Genomic DNA, 19,571 nt, shown 5'->3' on the forward strand with positions numbered 1-19,571 from the left:
AAAGAGGGGCAAGGCGATTCTATTTTTCATAGAACTTATAGGAGAACTATAGAATCTAAGAAAGATAGAAAGCCCTTAAAATCATCTAAAAGCGAACCAACCACATTTTAAAAGAAATACCATTGAAAAGCAAAGAAGTTTTTAACATATATCTTTTTTTATTCAAATATTTTGTGTAAGTTTGCATTTAGGAAGCAGAGAAGTGCGATTTATCTAAATAATTGCATCGTATTAGCATTCTCTTGTTTACCTTTTTGTGATGTATATTCTACCGATTTAGCTGTGAATATACGAGCAGTTGAACAATATTACGATATAGTTTAAAACGCTTTAACAGATATACATAACAACAAAAGTGAGAGATTAGTATGGTTTTAGACATGCCTATACCAGTAATTTGCCTTATTCTGACAGGGTTCGTATATGCCCTTGTCGGTGGATTGGTGCTACGGCCGAAGTTCTACCATCAAGAACCTGAAACACGAAACCGCAATGCCAAGAGGATATTCCTATTCAATACGGTGTTCTTTGGCACGATAATGATGATTCTCATCAGCCCTATTCTCCCCATCAATATGCATATCTTCCCCGCTCTTCTTGCTGTTTTCATCTTTGCAGAAAGCATTATTTTCTTTATATTTTTATTACGAACGAAGCAGTGGAAAGCCCTAAACGCCAACCACGCAACGCTCCGTTTCAAGCAGGCAAAACACTATTTGTTTGCCCACAGAACCATTATTGTATCGATAGACGGCATGCCTGAAGGTAGAGGACTCGTATTTTGGGCTTTCAACAGATGTTTGATTCCGCCTGGCAAACACCGCTTTCACTTCAGAGTGGTGAAGTCGTTAGAAAACCGAACGAATGCTGAAGAAACCTTGTTCAGTCAGGAAGTGGAAGTGGAACTGACCGAACAGGGTACCTACTACATAGAAGAAGATGAACAACGACAGGCGTTATACTTCCGTTTACAAGCTTAAAAAATTGATGATAGTATGGGTTTTGATTACGTAATATTTATATATGTTACCGTTTTTTTCGGGTTATTGTTTGCCATTTTTACAGGTATCTATTTCGAACCGAGGTTTTTTCACACCAGCAATTACTCGAAACAAAACATCATTATAGGTGTTTTGTTCGTCTTATTCACAGTTACTGGTTTGGCATCTTTTATGGTTTCGATGTCTGATAACATGCTGATTCGGTATGGAATTCCTATTCTTTTTGCAGTTGAACAATTCATTGGAATCATATTGTTTGTACGGTATCTCCGACTGACGTACCGCTGGTTGGGCGAACATCGAAGTGCTGTAACACTGCATTTCAATAGAAAAAAGTTTGCCGTAATACCGAAAAGAATCGTCATAGAAGCCATAGATGGAATGCCAAACGGCAAGGATGTAACCTATTGGATATACAATAAGTGCCTCATAGCTCCAGGATTTCACCACTTTAAATTCCGTGTTGTAGTAGACAAGAGAGGCCGAGGTAAGTATGGAGAAGAAGAACTTTTCTCGTACGAAACAAAAGTCATGCTTCGCCCAGACGGTAAATACTTCATAGAAGAGGACTTAGATAAGCAGTGCATTATCATTACTCCGATGTTCCATGAAATTATAGAATATACGGAAGAAGAGCCGATGAATGAGGAACAAAAGGGGACTGACGACTCGAAAAAGTAATACGCAATCCACGCCGAACAAACACTTCAAGAAAAGTATTCGGACGGAATAAGAACAAACGCGAATCGCTTTCTCTTTCCATTTCAAAAGCTGAAAACACTGAAAATAAGTGTAAAGATTTCGGAACACCCCACGTTTTGTGTAACAACCACACTTTCAGCACGTTGCAATACCCCTTGTTTTGCATTGCAAAAGTGCCTATATTACACAGCAAAAGCGCCTGTTTTGCAATGCAAAACAGGCGCTTTTGTAAGATAAAACAACTTCAATCACTTTTCACATGTATTTCTTTTACAAAACAGGGGCAGCTAAACCAGCCCACCCTACTCAATTTTTAAGATGTAAATATCGGGCCAAATGGTAATATCTACCTTCACTGTTGTATCCGATTTGCGGAACTGCAACACGTTGGTAGCAATGCTGCTGTTGCTCAAAACAAAGCCCATATTGCGCAATTGTTGGGCAAAGCGGCGATAATAAGCCTTGTCCCAGAATACCACCTCGATGCTTCCGCCTTGCGTATCAATGATGGCAATCGACGAAAGGTCGTCTCTTTGAAAGAGTTTATATAGCGGTTCGGTAGCAACATACTGCTCGTTGGGGTGCAAACGCAAGCCCCAGATGTGGCGAGGGTCGCTATCTTCAAGATATTTAGAGGCACGAATACGTCGCAATCCGTAGCGTGCGAAGGGCGCAACTGCCGACTGCTTGCGTGTCTTTTGCAGCTGATATTGCAACAAATCGACCGCTGTTAATTGTACATAATTGCCATATTGGGCTTTCCCCAATATGGCAACATATAGTAAAATTAGTGTAATTAGTATTCGTTTCATCTATTTTAGAGTTGCTCTATCTCTGCCAACCAGTTGGTACTGCTGGCATCTGACGGCATACGCCAGTCGCCACGAGGCGACAAACTAACGGTTCCTACCTTCGGACCGTCAGGCAAACATGAGCGTTTGAACTGGTGTTTGAAGAAGCGACTAACGAAATTGTAGAGCCATTTCTTTATTTCAGCACCCTCATACTTATTTCCAAAGGCTTGCGTAGCGAGGAAATAAATCTTTGAAGGCTGGAATCCGTGGCGCAAGAAGTAGTATAGGAAGAAGTCGTTCAGCTCGTATGGGCCCACAAAATCTTCTGTTTTCTGCTGTATCTTGCCCTCTTCGTCGGCTGGAGTAAGCTCTGGCGAGATAGGTGTATCAACGATATCGCGCAACGCTTCAGCCACTTTTTCGTTATCAGAAATATCCGCAACGTATGTAACAAGGTGGCGAACGAGAGTCTTCGGTACGCTTCCGTTCACGGCATACATACTCATGTGGTCGCCATTGTAGGTACACCAGCCGAGCGCAAGCTCGCTAAGGTCGCCCGTTCCAATCACCATTCCACCGTATTTGTTGGCTAAATCCATCAAGATTTGGGTACGTTCGCGTGCCTGTGCATTCTCGTATGTAGAGTCGTGCACGTCAATATCGTGGTCAATATCCTTCAAATGCTGGATTACCGAAGGCGCAATGTCAATCTCTTTTATATCCACTCCCAGCTCTTCCATCAGCTCAATAGCGTTCTTACGGGTGCGGTCGGTGGTGCCGAAGCCAGGCATTGTAACACCGAGAATGCCCTTACGGTCTAACTTTAACTTATCAAATGCACGCACGCAGACAAGCAATGCGAGGGTAGAATCGAGTCCGCCACTTACACCAAGCACCACTTTCTGGCAGTTGGTATGTAGCAAACGTTTTGCCAAACCCATCACTTGAATGTTGAAAACCTCCTCGCAAGCGTCTTCCATGTTGCTGCTTTGAATGAAAGGTTGGGGGTTTATCTTGCGTGTTAAGGTGAATTCGCGTTCTAAATTCTCCTTTGGCAGACAGTTAATGTATGTCTTTTCGGGCAGCACACCGCCTATTGGATCAACGTACATATCCTTTTGTGCATTCACAAAAGTAGTGTTTGAGCGTCTTTCAGAACGCAGTTTCTCTATGTCTACCTCGCCTATTACGAGCTGAGGGTCGAGCGAAAAGCGTTCTGCCTTGGCGATTTGAGTTCCGTTTTCGTATATAAACGCGTTGCCACCGAACACTACGTCCTGTGTACTTTCACCGAAACCGCAACTGCTATATACGTATGCCGATATGGTACGAGCACTCTGTTGCGCCAATAAAGACTCGAGATAGTGGTGCTTACCAATCTGTTCGGTACTTGCCGATAGGTTGAACATGATTTCAACGCCCGCTAATGTGAGTGCGTTACTTGGAGGAATAGGCGCCCATATATCCTCGCATATCTCGATACCGAACTTCACTCCGTCGTCGGTACGGAATATTTGGCGAGCTGGGGTAACCAATATGGTTTGACCAGCGTAGTGTATTTGCGTTGGACAAAGGTCGCGAGCCGAAGTAAACCAGCGCTTTTCGTAGAACTCAGCATAGTTCGGCAGGTATGTCTTTGGCACGATACCGATTATCTTTCCGTGCTGAACCACAGCAGCACAGTTGAGCAACAGCGGACCGACACATACAGGAATGCCCACTATTGTAATGATGTCGAGCTGACGTGTGAAGTCGAGTAGCATCATCATAGCGTGCTCCGAGTCGTCGAGTAGTAGCTGTTGGCGGAACAAATCCTGGCATGTATATCCTGTAATACAGAACTCTGGGAAGACGATTATCTCAACCCCCTGCCCTTCAGCCATTACTATTTGCTTCTCAATAGCCTCAAGATTAAACTTAGTGTCGGCTATCTTAACTTCTGGTATAGCCGTAGCCACTTTGATAAATCCGTATTTCATTCTTATAAAAATATATTAGGTTATTATTGTTACTTGGGTTGCGCCGTAGCCATATTCACGGAATGACGCGTCTTGGAACTGGTATTTCTTGTACCGATAGTTTAGTTCGCGGAGGATAGAACGGCGCAATACGCCTTCGCCTTTACCGTGAATAAAGACTATTTTCTGCTGGTTCTTGTTCTTATACTGTTCCAATGTGGCATGGAAAATGCCCATCTGATATTCCAAGATGTCGCCTGCGGTCATGCCCGCAGTTGTTTCCAAAACCTCTTCAGCATGCAAATCTACAACAATTTTATCGTTTTTAAGAATTTGTTTGGCATGTTTTGCTTTGCTTTGGTTGTTTTCGTACCTTCTTTCTAAGGGTTTTCTGGCTGGCTGTTGCTGTGGTATGGTGGGCTGGGTGTGGCTTCCTTGCAGTTTTTTAGGTAGTTCCAGCTTTGGTTCGATGCGTGTTTCGTCTACTTTTGCCTTCTCGGTGATGGCGTAAAGCAATGCTGGTGAGTCGAAGAAATCGTTCTCACGGAAGGTGTTTAGCTTGTAAAACTTGGTGGCATCGATATGTATTCGTGTGTCGAGTGCTGGCTTTCTTTCGAATGGTTTGTCCACTTTGTAGGCGAAAAGCTGTATGCATGTTTCGGTAATGTCGTTTAAATCGTTGTACGAAAACTGCTCTACGAACACCTTAGTGTTGGGTTCTATCTCGCCCACCGACTTGCATTGCCATTCTTTTCCGCTCCTTACCATATATAAATAATGTATATAATAGTTGCTGTCGTTGACCATATACGACTCGAAATCGGTGTTATTAAGTTCTCGAACCTTTGTTGGGACAAAGGCTAAGTAGGCTGTTAGCGTGTTGCCACCCTCTCTTTCGCGTGGCTGCGGCACGAAGTTGTCGGCTGGATCATAGTCTGGCTCTTCCACTTCGTCCCACTTTTCGTCGGTCGCTGTGTCGTTGCTGTCGCTCAGTCGTGCCTTTATCGATTTCGATTTGCCGTCTTCTTGTTCTTCGTTTGTTTGTTCCAGACTCTTTATTTTGGCCTTTGCGACGTCGTCGTTGCCCACTAATACGATGTCGTTGATTGGCGTTGGTATTTCAAAACCGTCTTCGTCTTGTACCAAAACAATCTTGTTACCTTGGAAACCAGAGATGATGCCGCCTCCAACTTCGCTTAAAAATCGAACCTTATCGCCTATTTTCATTTCTTATATTTGTTACTTCTATTACTATAATAATTATTGACAAAAAACCATTCGTATGCTATCGTTTTGCAAAAGTGCCTATATTGCACGGCAAAAGAGCCTGTTTTGCTTTGTAAAAGAGGCTTTTTTGCTTTATCGTTGTAAGCTCTTGATAGTCAAAGAATTATCTTCTTGCTGTTTTGTTGAATATTTTTACCGTTTTAGTAGTTGTTTTCTGTCGTTATTCTCTTGTATCTTTTCGGCTGCTGAAGTTAGGGTATGAGCAGACTGCTGTCGCCATAACTCAAGAAACGGAAGTCGTTTTCGAGTGCATATTCGTACACTTTGTGCCAGTCGCCTTTAAGGAATGCACTCACCAAAAGCAGGAGTGTAGACTGCGGTTGGTGGAAGTTGGTAACCAGCATCTTCACTATTTTGTAGCTAAAACCAGGCGCAATGATGATTTGAGTGCTTGAATGAAGGGCTGAAAGTGCGTTGCTGTCTAAGTAGGTCAGCAGGTTTTGCAGTGCGCGCTCTACGCTAACAGCGTTTCCATTTACGATAACGAGGCCGTCGGCATTGTGTTCTTGCTCGTAGGGTTCCCATTGGCAGACGTGCAATTCTTCTTCTGCTGCCTGTGGATTGCGTTCGAGTTTCACGCCCATATAGTAAAGACTTTCGAGTGTGCGCACGCTGGTTGTACCCACAGCGATGGCCGAACAGTTGTGCGAAAGAAGGTTTTCAAGGGTGTGTCGGTGCACTACTACGTATTCGGTGTGCATGTTGTGGCCTTCTATTTCGTTGCTCTTTACGGGTTTGAATGTACCTGCGCCCACGTGTAAAGTTAGTTCGTCGCGCACAATTCCTGCTGCATCGATGGCTGCCAGCACCTTATCGGTGAAGTGCAAGCCTGCTGTTGGAGCGGCAACCGAACCTTTTATCTTCGAATAAACGGTTTGATAGGTTTGCTTATCGCTCTCTTCGGTGTTGCGATTCAAGTAAGGTGGTATGGGCAATTCGCCTACTGCTTCGAGTATTTCGGCAAACGACACCTTGTCGTTGTCCCACGTAAAGTCTACCCAATGGTTGGTTCCGCCTGCTGCTGCCGTGTCTGCTTTGGTGCGATCTACGGTGGCTGTGAGTTCTAAATCGTGTCCGTTGATTTGGAACGAGCGTTTCAGTGTGCCCTCTTTCCACTTCTTCAGATTGCCAATCATGCAGAGCCAAGAACACTGTGCATTGGTTTGGAACATCAGTTCGTAGTCGGTTGGCTGTGCGGGTTCCATGAGGAAGATTTCGATGAGTGCGCCTGTTTCCTTGCGAAAGTGCATGCGTGCCTGTATCACCCTTGTGTTATTGAACACCATAAGGGCGCCTTTGGGCAGGTGGTTGGGCAGATTGCAGAACACATCTTCGCCTACTTCGCCGTGCTTATAAAGCAAAAGTTTACTGTGGTCGCGCTGTGCAAGTGGGAATTTAGCAATACGTTCGTCGGGTAACGGATAGTCGTAATCCGATATTTTTATATGTTTTGTTTCGTCTAACATCTTATTTGGTATTAAAGTCCTGCTTCGATGACACCACGGATAACGCAGTAAATGCAGGTGAACACGATGGTGCAGATCACCACATCTATATCTTTTAGGCTGTAACCTGTTGAGGTGTACTGGTCGGTAACATAGGGAGAGATGGGCGCAACACGGCTCGACACGCGGCTATATCCAAAGTAGCACAGCGTAGCATTGAGCGTTCCGACAATAGTACCGACCAAAACGTCGGACGGAAAGTGCACTCCCAAATACATTCGTGTCCATATTGTGATGCAAGCCCAGCACAATAGGAAGATGGAAAGCATGCGACTGCGCACCAAGAACACGAAGAACACAGCTACAGAAAAGGCGTTGCAGGCGTGAGCGGAGAAGAAACTGAACCCTTCGGCGGTGTAACCGTTCACCAATTCAATGCTGTTTGCAAGCGAAGGGTCGAACGATGGGCGCAGTCTACCGACGTATGGCTTGATGAAACCGCCGTTTAGACCGTTCGAAATAAGCATAGATACAGCGATAGTGCCCATGATTAAGAAGATACGACTCCACTTTTCGTTGTTCTTAATCACTAAAAATAATAAGGAAATATACATGGGAATCCACGTAAAACCCGAAGTAAAGACGAGTGCTACGTGGCTTAGAAAAAGATTGTCGTCGCTATTTAACGCCAACAGCAATGCTTTGTCGTATTCTAAAAAAGTCTGTAAGTCCATCTTGGTTATAGCTTTTTTATATCTCTTCTAACTGGTTGGCTGGTATCCAACCTGTTGTCTTGTCCGACAAACGTATGCCTTTCCAGTCGTCCATGCTGTTGTCTACGATTTCAACTTTCGTTCCTTCGTGCAACGTCATCGCATTTTCGCCCTTCGCATCGGGGGTCGATTTCACGGTCGCAATGGAAGCAACGATGATGGCTTCAGTGGTATTTCGTGTATCGTTCAGCTGCTTTTTCGCACAGACAAAGCTGATAACGAACAGCAAGAAGAAACTTACGGCTGTGAAAAAACCTAACTTGCGCTTCTTGATACTGGTGGCAAGAAGGTATAACATAACAAAAACAAGACTGCAAAGGAGAAATACCAAACTGGCAACAGCCCAAGCATCAATGCTCAGAGAGTAGACTGCTGTGTGCAACCAGCGCATGAAGAAGACGTCAGAGTCAGACGATAAGCGGTCGATTGTCTTTGCTTGAGCCAGCTGTAGGTTGTATCTTGTGTCCTCGTCGCTGGGCGATAGCTTCAACGCACGCTCATAAGCGATGATAGCTTGCGTAATATCGTTCTTGCGATAGTAGGCATTTCCAAGGTTGTAATAAAGGGCAGCACTGGGCTGTTGCTTTATCATTTCCTTGTAATTCTTGATGGCTTCAGCGTAATTTCCCTTGCGATAAGCCTTCTCTGCGTCCTTCATTGTAGCGGCAGACACGTGCTGCGAGAGGGCGAAAAGGGCAAAAGCGATGGCCAACAACAGCAAGAATGTCTTGCCACTGCTCTTTTCTGTCGTCTTAGTGCGTAGGTTTCTCTTTGCTTCTTCTATATCGGTGATGGCCTTTATAGCCGCATCGTAAGTCATAGACATATTGCCTCGCTCGTCGCCAGGGGCGTAACGCTGGAACTCGCATTCGTCTAATGCAGCGATAAACTCATCGATTACAACGCCATTGATACCGAGTTGAGCGAACTTTTCCTTCACATTGTCGCGCGAAAGTTGCTCTACTGGCACGTTCAACTTGTCGCTTACGTATCCCCAAAGGGCACGAAGGTTCTCGTCGTAGAAGTCTTCTGCCTTGCGCATCTCAAGGAAAACCTTTGCTTTATGCAGTCTGTTGAGAGCCACACGTTCGGCATTCTTACCCTTAAAGCGGGCAATATCGCCTCGGATATTGGCACGTTTGCGTAGCAAAATAAGGGTGCAGGTGAAGCAAACTACTATCAATGCCATGAGAACCCAATAGGTCCAAGAGGCAAAGAAGATTGTTTCGACAAGCGTTTGTTCGCTTCCTGTCTTCAATCCGCGTATGTCTTGATTGCTATTATCCGTGAAAGCCTCAACGCTTTGCGATGTTCCGTCGCCCTTAGCAACCTTGATATGGAAGGCCTCCGTGCTGAGGGTCTTGTACGTTTGGGTCGCTGTGTCGAAGTAAACAAAGGTTACTGGTGGTATGGTATACTCGCCTTGCTTGCGTGGAACCGCCAAGAAGTCGTACACCATGCTACCTTCTACGCCGTTCGAAGCGAGGTGAGTCTTGTCCATTAGCTTAGGATCGTAAACGTCAAAGCCTTCTGGGAACTTCACAACGGGCTTGCGCATCAGTTTCAAATTGCCCACTCCGCCAATGACAACGCGTAGGTTTATCGGGTCGCCTTCCTTTACATCGTTCTTGTTTAACTGTGCTGTGATGGTGAGATTGCCTACTCCTCCAGAGAAGTTTGTAGGCTTTTGAGGCAATGGCAATACATCAATGGTAAGACCAGCGGCGTTAAGTTGCTTTTGTATATCGGCCCCATCGCTCATGAAACCAAATGGATCGAAGTCGTCCATCTCGGGCCGAATGATGCCCGTAAAGCTTACAGAAGGTATGCGTAGCTTACCTGTTACTTGCGGATATACTACATATTGGCTCCAAGTAGTGGTGAGATATTTGCGTCCGTTAATTCGTTCGGTGCGGAAAACCTTCTGCTGTGGCAAAGCGATTTCCTGCACATGAGCACCTTTTATATCTGGCATCTTACCTGCCATACGTACCAAATTGACGGTTGTATATACCTTATAAGTAATTAAGACAGGCTCTTGCTCGTGCACAGAGTGCTTGTTTGCCGTTACCTTAACGAACAAATCTCTGCTTCCAATGCCTCTATTCTCGCTTCGTGATGGTGTAACGTCTTGCCTTCCGCTACTGTTTAACTGTGCCGTTCTGCCTAAATTGGCATTTCCTATAGCCGTAATCTTCACTGGTGTAGACGCTAACGTCTGCCCATTGACATTGATTCGGGCAGGCGGAAGGGTGTAATTACCACGCTTCGTAGCCATAAATACATAACTGTACGCCTCTGACGAAGAACTATTCATGTGGCCATTCACCATCTGTAAGTTCCTTTGCGAAGTATAGTAAGGCCCTGCCAGCAATTCGATACCGTTTGGCATCTTGCCCAACTTCAGCCCTTCTACGTTGTCAGTGTAGATTATATACTCTACTTGAAATTGCTCTCCGACTTCTACTTGTCGCGGTGCTGTAACACGAACGTGCTGTGCCAACGCTGCAAGCGGTAGCAAAATAGAAAGCATTATGTTAATATATCGTCTCATCATCACGTTTACCAGTTCTTATCTAAGTGCCTGCTTTGAGGCTGTTGCATATACTTTTTGAGCTTATCTTGCGTTGCTTTCTCCTCTTGCATGGCTGCATTGAGCATCTGTTCAGCATTGTCTTTGCTCATTCCGTCGTCCTCTTTGTTCTTGTTTTGAGGCTTCTGCTGCTTATTATTATCTTTGTTCTTATTTTTGTTTTTGTTGTTTTTGTCGTTCTTCTGTTGCTGGTTGTTTTGCTTGTTGTTCTGCTGTTGTTGCTTCAGAAGACGCATACACTGGGTCAGATTGTAGCGTGCGTTGGAATGTTTCGGATTGTTTCGCAGTGCATTTTTGTAGGCATCGATGGCTTTTTCATACTCTTTCTTGCCCTGATACACTGTGCCGAGATTGTGGAAAGCACTTGCTTTGCGTGATGAGTTCACCTCGTTCTTCGTTGCCAAAGTATAGTTTTGTATTGCCAAAGAATCTTTGTGCTGCGCTTGTAAGGCGCAACCAAGGTCGTAAGCAGCTATCGCATTCTCGCCATTAGCGGCAAGAGCTTTGCGGTAATTGGTCTCTGCTTCGCCGTATTTCTTAGCTGCAAAGGCTGCATTACCCCTACGAATGTACTGCCTATCGGTCTGTGCTGTTGCCGAAACAACGACAAAAGCAAGGCAAAACAATATGTATAACTTCCTTATCATTTATTTCTTTGTAAACAGATTGATGCGGTTGAGCAACGGATTCTTACGCTCTATGAGCAGCGCCTCTACGATAAGAAGTAGTAAGGCAATAGCTGCAAGGGCGGGAAACTGTTCGGCGTACTCGCTGTACGAAACGCTTTCAATTTCTCCGTGCTGCATTTTTGCAATCTCGTTGTCGAGCAATTGCTCTGCTGCCGCAGTGTTATCGACGTGTATATATATGCCTTTTCCTGCCTCAGCCACCTTCCGACACATGTCTTCGTTGAGCTTTGTCATGACTGTTTGCCCGTTTTTGTCTTGCAAATACGAGCCTTCGCCCATCGGAATGGGTGCTCCTGTGGTTGAGCCAATGCCGAGAATGAAGACCCGAATGCCTGCTTTCTCCGCCTTACGTGCCATCTCTTCTGCTCCACCCTCGTGGTTTTCGCCATCGGTAATGATGATGATGGCCTTGCCAAACTTACTGTTCTGCGAGAAACTTTGCTGCGATAGGTCGATAGCTTTGGCTATATCGGTGCCTTGAGTGCCTATGAGCGAAGGACTAATGTTATCTAAAAACATCTTAGCAGATATGTAATCGGCAGTAATTGGAAGCTGAACGAAGGCGTCACCAGCGAAGACTACGAGTCCGATTTTATCGTTTGTGAAATGGTTTAGCAAGTCTTCCACGAGTCGTTTGCTACGTTCTAACCTTGAAGGAACGACATCTTCGGCCAGCATAGAGTTACTAATGTCGAGCGCTATCACGGCTTCTATGCCCTCACGCTTATCTTTTGATATCTTCGTACCCATCTGTGGGCGTGCCACTATCAGCACGATGAGCGTCAGAATCGCCTCCATTATATAGAATTTCAGCAACGGGCGGTACTTCGAATAGCCTGGTACAAGTTGCTTCAATAGTTCTTTGTCGCCGAAACGAGCCATGCGTTTGCTTCTTTTAAAAGCCCAAACATGGTAAACCACTGCCAATAATGGAATCAGCAGGAGCAACCATAAGTATGTGGGATTAGCAAATCTGAACATTCTTTCTATTATTCTTATCCTCTCCGAACGCCTGTGCGGCCATTAAGGAATACGTTTAAACACTGTTATTCGCAACATTATTTCGATGAAGAACACCAACAATGCCAACATGGCAAAGGGCATATAGGCTTCGTATCGCTTGGCATACGAGGTGGCATCGAGCTTGGTTTTCTCCAGTTTATCGATGTCCTTGTAAATCTGCGATAGTTCGCTACGGCTCTGTGCGCGGTAGAATTCGCCATCGGTTTGCATTGCAATGTTCTGCAATGTCTTATAATCTATCTCGCCAACTACCCTTCCAAAGGCGTCAGTACCGTCTGTTCCGAGTCCGATTGTATAGACACGGACGCCGAATTTCTTCGCTATTGCAGCGGCAGTGAGGGGCGATATGTTGCCCGCATTGTTACTTCCGTCTGTCAAAAGTATCACAACCTTGCTCTTTCCCTTTACATCTTTGAGGCGACCGACGGCATTTGCCAGTCCCATACCGATTGCGGTACCGTCTTGTATCAGTCCGCTTGTCGAGATATCTCCCCTTATTCCCGCCAGAAGATTGAGCAATGACACGTGGTCGGTGGTCATTGGACACTGCGTAAAGGCTTCTCCTGCGAAGATAGTCAGTCCGATATTGTCGTTCGGACGTGAGCTAATGAACTCTCGTGCCACCGCTTTTGCTGCTTCGATGCGGTTAGGTTCCACATCATCTGAGAGCATACTGGCCGACACATCGAGTGCTAACATGATGTTAATGCCCTCCACTTGTTCGTTGTCAGTGGGGTTATTGGTTTGCGGACGAGCTAGAACGATAACCACCAAAGCATATACTACACAGCGTAACAGCATGGGTAGATGCACAAGACGCACCTTCCAGCTCTTCGGAGCATACTGAAACGTGAACGTATTGCCCATTCTCATGGTGGGTTCGCTTTTGTGTCGATAAAGGAAATACCATATTATATAAGGTATAACGAGCAAAAGCAGCAATAAATATTCTTTGTTTGCAAATTCCATTTCGCTTCGTCCTCCTTTTAATTCAACAATTCGCTAATGCCCCAAGCGGCTATTGCGGCGAACGCAATGGCTGTTACTATGGCTGCATACTTGCACCAACGCAAGATGAGACGCATGCGCTGGTTGCGTTTGTCTTCCAGTTCTGCTTCCGAGATGGCAGGTTCTTGTGGTGGCTGATAGCCACTTTTTGTTTCTTCTATATAGTCTACGACATTTCCGAGATAGTAGTTTTTCTCGTTGTCTTGCGTAGAATACTTTGCAAATTTCACCAAGTCGGCCGTGGCAAACACGCGTTCGAGTTCGGCATTTGTTTCGCTATTGCCTTCGCGTCGTAGTGTTTCCACGATTTCAGCCGATGTCATTTCCATTGCCTTAATACCGAAACGGTCTTCCAGATACTGTCGTAACACATCGGTGAGTGCCGTGTAGTAAACCTTCTGATCAGCGTTATCGCTACCGCTGTATTGTGTTTTCACCTGTTCGATGGCACGCATTGCCTTTTCGTGTGGCAGCAATTTGCGTTCGGGTTGTCTGCGTTTTACGAGCGGTTTTTGGTTTTTCAACCGCAGGTTAATGATGTATGCAGCCACTAAAAGTAGCACGGCGAGCAGACAAAGTACGTAGTATGGCAGCCATTCGCTTAGCAAGAAGGGCGACTTTTGTATGCCGTCGCTGGGTCGGGCAGGCGCTGTTGCCGCCGTATCCACCTTCGTTTCTATTACATTAAAGGCCAGTTTGTTGGTGGTATAGTCCTTTCCGTTCACCTGGACAGTTACGGCAGGCAGTTCATAGTTGCGTGCGTCCCATGCAGTCAGTGTTCTATGGAAGGTCCATGTATATGCGTTGCCATTGGCAATGGTATCTAAGTGTTGCTCCAAAACCTCTATTCCGTGTGGCACATTGGTAGTATCGGCAAAGTGAGCATAGGCCACTTGTGCACCTTTGGGCGCATCTACGGTGATGGTCCAATGTGTTCGCTCGCCTATGAGTATCCTTGTTGAATCCAAAGATGCCTTCACTCGCACCTGAGCAGAGGCGAGTAGAGCCACGAGGGCAAGGGTTATGGTTGCAAAAAACTTCTTCATTAGCTTCGTTGGGCAAACAGTGCCATTAGTTTTTTAACGTAATCATCGTTCGTTGCAATGGATATACAATCGACATTACTCTTGGAGAATATCGTCTGTAACTGGTTCTGTCGTTTCATCCAATTGGCCTTATAGGCATTCCGTAGCTTTGCGCTGCCCGTATCAACCAGCATTTCGTGTCCTGTTTCGGCATCGCAAACCTTCATCAGTCCTACGTCAGGCAGTTCCTTTGCACGTGGGTCGTACACCTGAAGGGCGATGATATCGTGTTTTCGATTGGCTATCTGCAACACGTGTTGGAAGTCGGAACGCACATAGAAATCGCTCAACACGAAAGCCGTACACGTATGTTTTACCACACGAGTAAGGAACTCTAATGCTGCGCTAATGTCGGTTTTCTTGCTTTCGGGCTTGAAATTGAGCATTTCTCGTATGATGTAGAGAATATGCTTTCGTCCCTTTTTGGGTGCGATATACTTCTCTATGCGGTCTGAAAAGAAGATTACGCCAATCTTATCGTTGTTCTGTATGGCCGAGAAAGCAAGCGTTGCAGCTATCTCTGTGGCCATATCTCGTTTTGTTTGATGGGTTGTTCCGAAGTCTAACGAGCCGCTGACGTCGATGAGCAGCATCACGGTGAGTTCTCGTTCTTCTTCGAATACTTTCACAAAGGGGTGATGGAAGCGTGCCGTAACGTTCCATTCAATGTCGCGAACGTCGTCGCCGTACTGGTATTCGCGCACCTCAGAGAAGGCCATACCACGTCCCTTAAAGGCTGAATGGTATTGCCCAGCAAAGATATTCTGACTAAGACGTCGTGTCTTAATCTCTATCTTTCGTACCCTACTAAGTATTTCGGTGGCGTTCATTCGTTATCCCTTTGCTGCCTTTATGGCACTTGCACTTTGTTAATGATATCGCTTATGATGCCTTCTGTGTTGATGTTGGTGGCTTCTGCCTCGTATGATAGACCGATACGGTGGCGCAATACGTCGTGTGCCACAGCACGAACGTCTTCTGGAACCACATATCCGCGACGCTTAATGAAGGCGTATGCTCGTGCAGCCTTTGCTAAATTGATACTTGCACGAGGGCTTCCGCCGAAGGTAATCATCTGCTTTAAGTTCGTCAAACCATAGCGTTCGGGGTAGCGGGTGGCGAAAACGATGTCTGCAATATATTGTTCTATCTTCTCGTCGATGTACACTTCGCGCACCACTTTGCGTGCTTCTAATATTTCTTCGGCCGTTACGATAGGGGTAACGATAGGCAAATGCTCGCGAAGATTTTCACGAATGACACGTTTTTCCTCCTCTAAGGTTGGATAATCGATTACTACTTTGAGCATAAAACGGTCTACCTGAGCTTCTGGAAGCATGTATGTACCTTCTTGTTCTATTGGGTTTTGCGTTGCCATCACCATGAAAGGGGCTGGCAAAGTAAAGGTTTCCTCGCCAATAGTAACCTGATGTTCTTGCATTGCTTCGAGTAATGCACTCTGAACCTTGGCTGGTGCGCGGTTAATTTCGTCTGCTAAGACGAAGTTTGCAAACACGGGGCCTTTCTTAACCTGAAACTTTTCTTCTTTCTGCGAGTAGATTTGAGTTCCTACAACATCGGCAGGAAGAAGGTCGGGAGTAAACTGTATGCGACTGTAACGGGCATTGATGAGCTGCGAAAGTGTCTTTATTGCGAGGGTCTTTGCCAAGCCTGGCACTCCTTCAAGCAGGATATGTCCATCGCTAAGCAGACCTATGAGCAACGAGTCGATGAGATGTTGCTGACCCACAATGACCTGATTCATTCCTGTAACAAGGTTTGTTACGAACGCACTCTTTTGTTCTATTCTTATGTTTAGTTCACGAATATCTATAGCTTCTGCCATAATTGTTAAGTTTTTTCCACTTTCTTATAATATCTACGCAAAAGTAATACATTATAAGCGTAATCGTATCAGCTTTACAACTAAATTATATTAAAAAAGGCTGATAGGTATTAGAAATTAGGAAACTTTGAGGAAAAAAGCAGAAAAGACAACAAATTAACACATGAAAAAACCTCCGATGCATCACGCACCAGAGGCTCTAAGTAGTATATTTAATAACTTTACTTTTTAAGGTCGATTTATGTAAGGCGGACAGACGATGTTTTTCCCTTTTCCGAATTAAGCGAATTGTCGCCGTTCGGTGTGCTGGCCAACTACTGCTTTGGGCAGTGTTACAGCGCAGTAGGATTGGTCTGACTTGCCAATCTCAACGATTACTAAAACTATTCATGACATTTGTCTGATTTGTAGATGGTTCTTTCTTTGAGCAAAACTTGTTTTCTGCTGCTTCCATTGGGTCGTTTTTCTGTTCTAAAAGGGGTATTAAAACCTTCTTTCTGAGTCGCTGTAACGGCAAAAAAATGTGCCTTTAGCGTTGCAAAAATATCGCCCTTTTTCATCATTGAGCGATGCAAAGTTAATGATTTCCATCTAAATTTGTAAACATTAAAGAATCTTTTTTGTTTTTTTACTTTCTTTTTCTTTGCGCCATACGGCTATTTTTGTGGGGTGGAACTGGCAGCAATGCTGTGCTGCCCTACTCTTCTGACCTTTTATAGGCGACTTATTTCAAGTGTGATAACTGCCAAGATACAAGGCTTTGGCTGTGTTCTTAAGGGGCTGGAAAGGGACGAAAATATGGCAATTGAAATATAAAGATTTCGTCAAAGCTACCAAATCGTGTAACACTCTTACTATCAACGCTTTGCAATACCCATTGTTTTGCGTTGTAAAAGTGCCTGTTTTGCACGACAAAAGCGCCTATATTGCAACGCAAAACAGGCGCTTTTGCAACGCAAAAGAACTGAGAAGACTTTTTACATGTGTTTTCTTTACAAAATAAAAGCGTGGGGGTATGGGGTTCTCGGAGCGGATATGGAGAAACGGAAGACTAAGTTCAAAGCTAAAAAACAGCCATTGAGAACGACGAACGGCAATATTTTGAATCTACTACGGCAGATATATACCTTAACAAAACAAGGTGATAAAAGAAGCTGAATACCAGTTAGTTGATAAACATCACTTACGATTTTAAATTCGTTTCTGGGGCTAAATTGGTATGACTGAGGTATAGCTTCTTTTCGTTTTGTTTTTCTTTGAACACATACATCGTGCCTGCTGCGGTGTCGAGGTCTATGTAATCGGTGTACAAATAGCTTGAACTCTTGCCATCTCTACTCAGTATATCAAAACTAAAATTGTGTTTTCCAGACACAATAAATATTTCGTCATCTAACGAAAAGCTCATTCCTCTGCCCTCCTTCACACCGTTCATCTTTCCAATATGCAGCTTATGGTGGCCTTTTATCCACGAATGTGGAGTGTCTAAAACGAAGAATGCGTAGTCGGGATGCTGGTTTATCCATAGCCTCAACCGCAAGTATGTAACAAGAGAGGTAGTATAAATGTACATGATTAGTAACAGAACTAAACCTATATAGCTATAAACTATAAATGTTTTCGACTGAAGATATAAGTAAAAGATGTACGCAATGCTTATAAGAGCCGCCCCAGTAAACACCATTAGTTCGGCTTTTGCCACCTTTAAGGGATTGTACCACCTGTCGAGAGGCAATCGTTTACGACTTCTCAACATATTAATAACAACAAATGGGAGTATCCACAATGCTGTAAGAATCCAAAAAGAGTCGATGTTCATACTGGGTTTTATTTTCTTCCTTATAAGGTTGTATTATCAGTTTTGGGGGCTTTGCACTTAAAGTGGTAGTTCAATTTTCCGTCCATACCTTCTCTTTTGATAATATACATCGAGCTTGGCGCTAAGTCGAGGTCCATGTGCTGGGTGAACAAAACATTATCGTTTCCTTTAAAACGACTTTCTTTCACCTCAAAATGAAATGTGTGTTGGCCTGGCACAACCAAGTATTCGTTAAAGGTGCGTATGGCAAGTCCTCTGCTAATAGGTAGGAAACCATCGTTCAATATTCTCGCTTTTTGCTTCACATACCCCTTATCCTGAAGGTCGAAAACCAGTATGGCGTAGTCTGGGTGTTCGCTTATCCATCGCTCTAAACGCTGGTTTTGAATAAGAAAATAGGCAAATGCCAGAGATAGAACAACTAATATGTAGATGAAATCGCCCTTTTCAGAGAAGATAACTCTGGGCTTTGAATCATCGGAAGAAGGACTGTTAGAGTTCCGAATTTCGGTATTGTTAGAAGACACTTCCCACTCAATAGTTTTGTAACAGAACACACAGATACTGATAAAAAGAAGGGTACCGCTAAGTGTTACAAATTTAACGCTCCGTCCTAATAGGTTGTTCCATCGATCGAGAATGGGGGCGGTCCATTTATCATATAGCAAAATAGCCACCAAAAAGGATAGTAACCACAAACTTAAAATCCAAAAAAAATCAATGTTCATAACCTATTTTTTTTACTTGTTTATTTACTTTCGTTATATCTATCGGTAACTGACGCAGTTTCATAAAAGTTGAACTTATCTTCCATAGCATCTTCTTCTACAATGTATTGATGCCCTGCCAACAAATCAAGGTCCATTTCTTGGCCGAACAAACGCCTATAGCTGCCCTTTCCATGAAGTTCTCCCAACCAGAATTGGTACTTATGTTTGCCTGGCAACACCAAATATTTATAATAAGACAAGATGTATCTTCCGCCACAAGAATACTTATTATCTATGCTGAATATAAATATTTTGCGAGGCGGCATCTCGGGTAACACCTTGAAAGTGAGTATCGAATAGTTCGGATTCTTCCCTATCCACCTTATTAAACGCAAGTGGTTGTAAAGCGGAACAGCAAAAAATACAAATAAAACGAATGACATCAACGCGTAATCTAAGCCAAAGATAGGCTTTGCTAGAGGGTCGTGAAGACATGCATTGAAGTCGGATAATGATCTAAACTCAATGTTGTTGTGCCTTTGATAGCTCGTTATCGTTAGGTATGAATGCACAACTATGCTGACAAGGGATAGCAAAAAAGCCGAATTAACAACGAAACGACTTTGCTTTATAGGGTTATTCCAACGCACATGAGACGGGTTTACCAGGTAAGAAACAGCTAAATAGCTAATTACCCACCACAGAAATAAAAGAAAATAGATAGTAGCCGCATTCATAATGATGATATTATTTTACTTTATTCGTTAAGATATTGTTTTGCTAAAATCTGGAACCGAGCTGCTCGTAGAGGAACTTGCAGAGGCTCTGTCGATGGTTT

The 19,571-nt window shown here is 44.3% G+C and carries 17 protein-coding genes; 2 read left to right on the plus strand and 15 right to left on the minus strand.

The window, feature by feature from the left end:
* Positions 1–368: 368 nt before the first annotated feature.
* Both HXN26_RS00285 and HXN26_RS00290 read left to right on the plus strand, forming a co-directional pair.
* Positions 369–980 carry a hypothetical protein gene (locus tag HXN26_RS00285; RefSeq protein WP_273158058.1) on the plus strand — a complete coding sequence of 204 codons (612 nt, stop codon included), beginning with the start codon at positions 369–371 and terminating at the stop codon, positions 978–980.
* Between the two features lie 153 nt (positions 981–1,133).
* Positions 1,134–1,682 (plus strand): hypothetical protein, encoded by a 549-nt coding sequence (locus HXN26_RS00290; protein ID WP_273158060.1) that lies wholly within the window; start codon positions 1,134–1,136, stop codon positions 1,680–1,682.
* Positions 1,683–2,005: 323 nt separating this feature from the next.
* Here the strand turns inward: HXN26_RS00290 and HXN26_RS00295 are convergent, their stop codons facing one another.
* The 15 genes from HXN26_RS00295 to HXN26_RS00370 all read right to left on the minus strand — a co-directional run bounded on the left by HXN26_RS00295 (position 2,006) and on the right by HXN26_RS00370 (position 19,470).
* Positions 2,006–2,515, minus strand: a complete 510-nt coding sequence (locus HXN26_RS00295; RefSeq protein ID WP_024999719.1) for a hypothetical protein — start codon at positions 2,513–2,515, stop codon at positions 2,006–2,008.
* A 5-nt stretch (positions 2,516–2,520) separates the two neighbouring features.
* Entirely contained in the window at positions 2,521–4,476 is a 1,956-nt protein-coding gene (locus HXN26_RS00300; protein WP_273158062.1) for an NAD(+) synthase, read from the minus strand.
* Positions 4,477–4,491: 15 nt separating this feature from the next.
* Positions 4,492–5,682, minus strand: a complete 1,191-nt coding sequence (locus HXN26_RS00305) for a DUF2027 domain-containing protein (protein WP_273158063.1) — start codon at positions 5,680–5,682, stop codon at positions 4,492–4,494.
* A gap of 251 nt (positions 5,683–5,933) precedes the next feature.
* The gene (locus HXN26_RS00310; RefSeq protein WP_273158064.1) at positions 5,934–7,208 is read right to left on the minus strand and encodes an S-adenosylmethionine:tRNA ribosyltransferase-isomerase; all 1,275 of its coding nucleotides are present in this window, start codon (positions 7,206–7,208) and stop codon (positions 5,934–5,936) included.
* Positions 7,209–7,219: 11 nt separating this feature from the next.
* Complete coding sequence (locus HXN26_RS00315; RefSeq protein WP_273158066.1) at positions 7,220–7,921, minus strand: phosphatase PAP2 family protein; 702 nt, start codon at positions 7,919–7,921, stop codon at positions 7,220–7,222.
* Between the two features lie 16 nt (positions 7,922–7,937).
* Entirely contained in the window at positions 7,938–10,517 is a 2,580-nt protein-coding gene (locus HXN26_RS00320) for a BatD family protein (RefSeq protein WP_273158068.1), read from the minus strand.
* Positions 10,518–10,522: 5 nt separating this feature from the next.
* Positions 10,523–11,200: a tetratricopeptide repeat protein gene (locus tag HXN26_RS00325; RefSeq protein ID WP_273158070.1), complete on the minus strand. Its 678-nt coding sequence runs from the start codon at positions 11,198–11,200 to the stop codon at positions 10,523–10,525.
* A complete protein-coding gene (locus HXN26_RS00330) occupies positions 11,201–12,223 on the minus strand; it encodes a VWA domain-containing protein (protein ID WP_273158072.1) in 1,023 nt (340 codons plus the stop codon).
* 42 nt (positions 12,224–12,265) lie between these two features.
* Complete coding sequence (locus HXN26_RS00335; RefSeq protein WP_273158073.1) at positions 12,266–13,234, minus strand: vWA domain-containing protein; 969 nt, start codon at positions 13,232–13,234, stop codon at positions 12,266–12,268.
* 17 nt (positions 13,235–13,251) lie between these two features.
* A complete protein-coding gene (locus HXN26_RS00340; protein WP_273158074.1) occupies positions 13,252–14,319 on the minus strand; it encodes a BatD family protein in 1,068 nt (355 codons plus the stop codon).
* A complete protein-coding gene (locus HXN26_RS00345) occupies positions 14,319–15,188 on the minus strand; it encodes a DUF58 domain-containing protein (protein ID WP_024999728.1) in 870 nt (289 codons plus the stop codon). The genes HXN26_RS00340 and HXN26_RS00345 overlap by 1 nt, the downstream gene beginning before the upstream one ends.
* Positions 15,189–15,208: 20 nt before the next feature.
* Entirely contained in the window at positions 15,209–16,204 is a 996-nt protein-coding gene (locus HXN26_RS00350; RefSeq protein ID WP_273158075.1) for an AAA family ATPase, read from the minus strand.
* Positions 16,205–17,387: 1,183 nt separating this feature from the next.
* A complete protein-coding gene (locus tag HXN26_RS00360; RefSeq protein WP_273158078.1) occupies positions 17,388–18,023 on the minus strand; it encodes a hypothetical protein in 636 nt (211 codons plus the stop codon).
* A gap of 20 nt (positions 18,024–18,043) precedes the next feature.
* Positions 18,044–18,751, minus strand: a complete 708-nt coding sequence (locus HXN26_RS00365; protein ID WP_273158080.1) for a hypothetical protein — start codon at positions 18,749–18,751, stop codon at positions 18,044–18,046.
* 20 nt (positions 18,752–18,771) lie between these two features.
* Positions 18,772–19,470: a hypothetical protein gene (locus tag HXN26_RS00370; protein ID WP_273158082.1), complete on the minus strand. Its 699-nt coding sequence runs from the start codon at positions 19,468–19,470 to the stop codon at positions 18,772–18,774.
* Positions 19,471–19,571: the final 101 nt, after the last annotated feature.

Origin of the sequence: Prevotella aurantiaca (assembly GCF_015262605.1) — a bacterium.
GTDB lineage: Bacteria > Bacteroidota > Bacteroidia > Bacteroidales > Bacteroidaceae > Prevotella > Prevotella aurantiaca.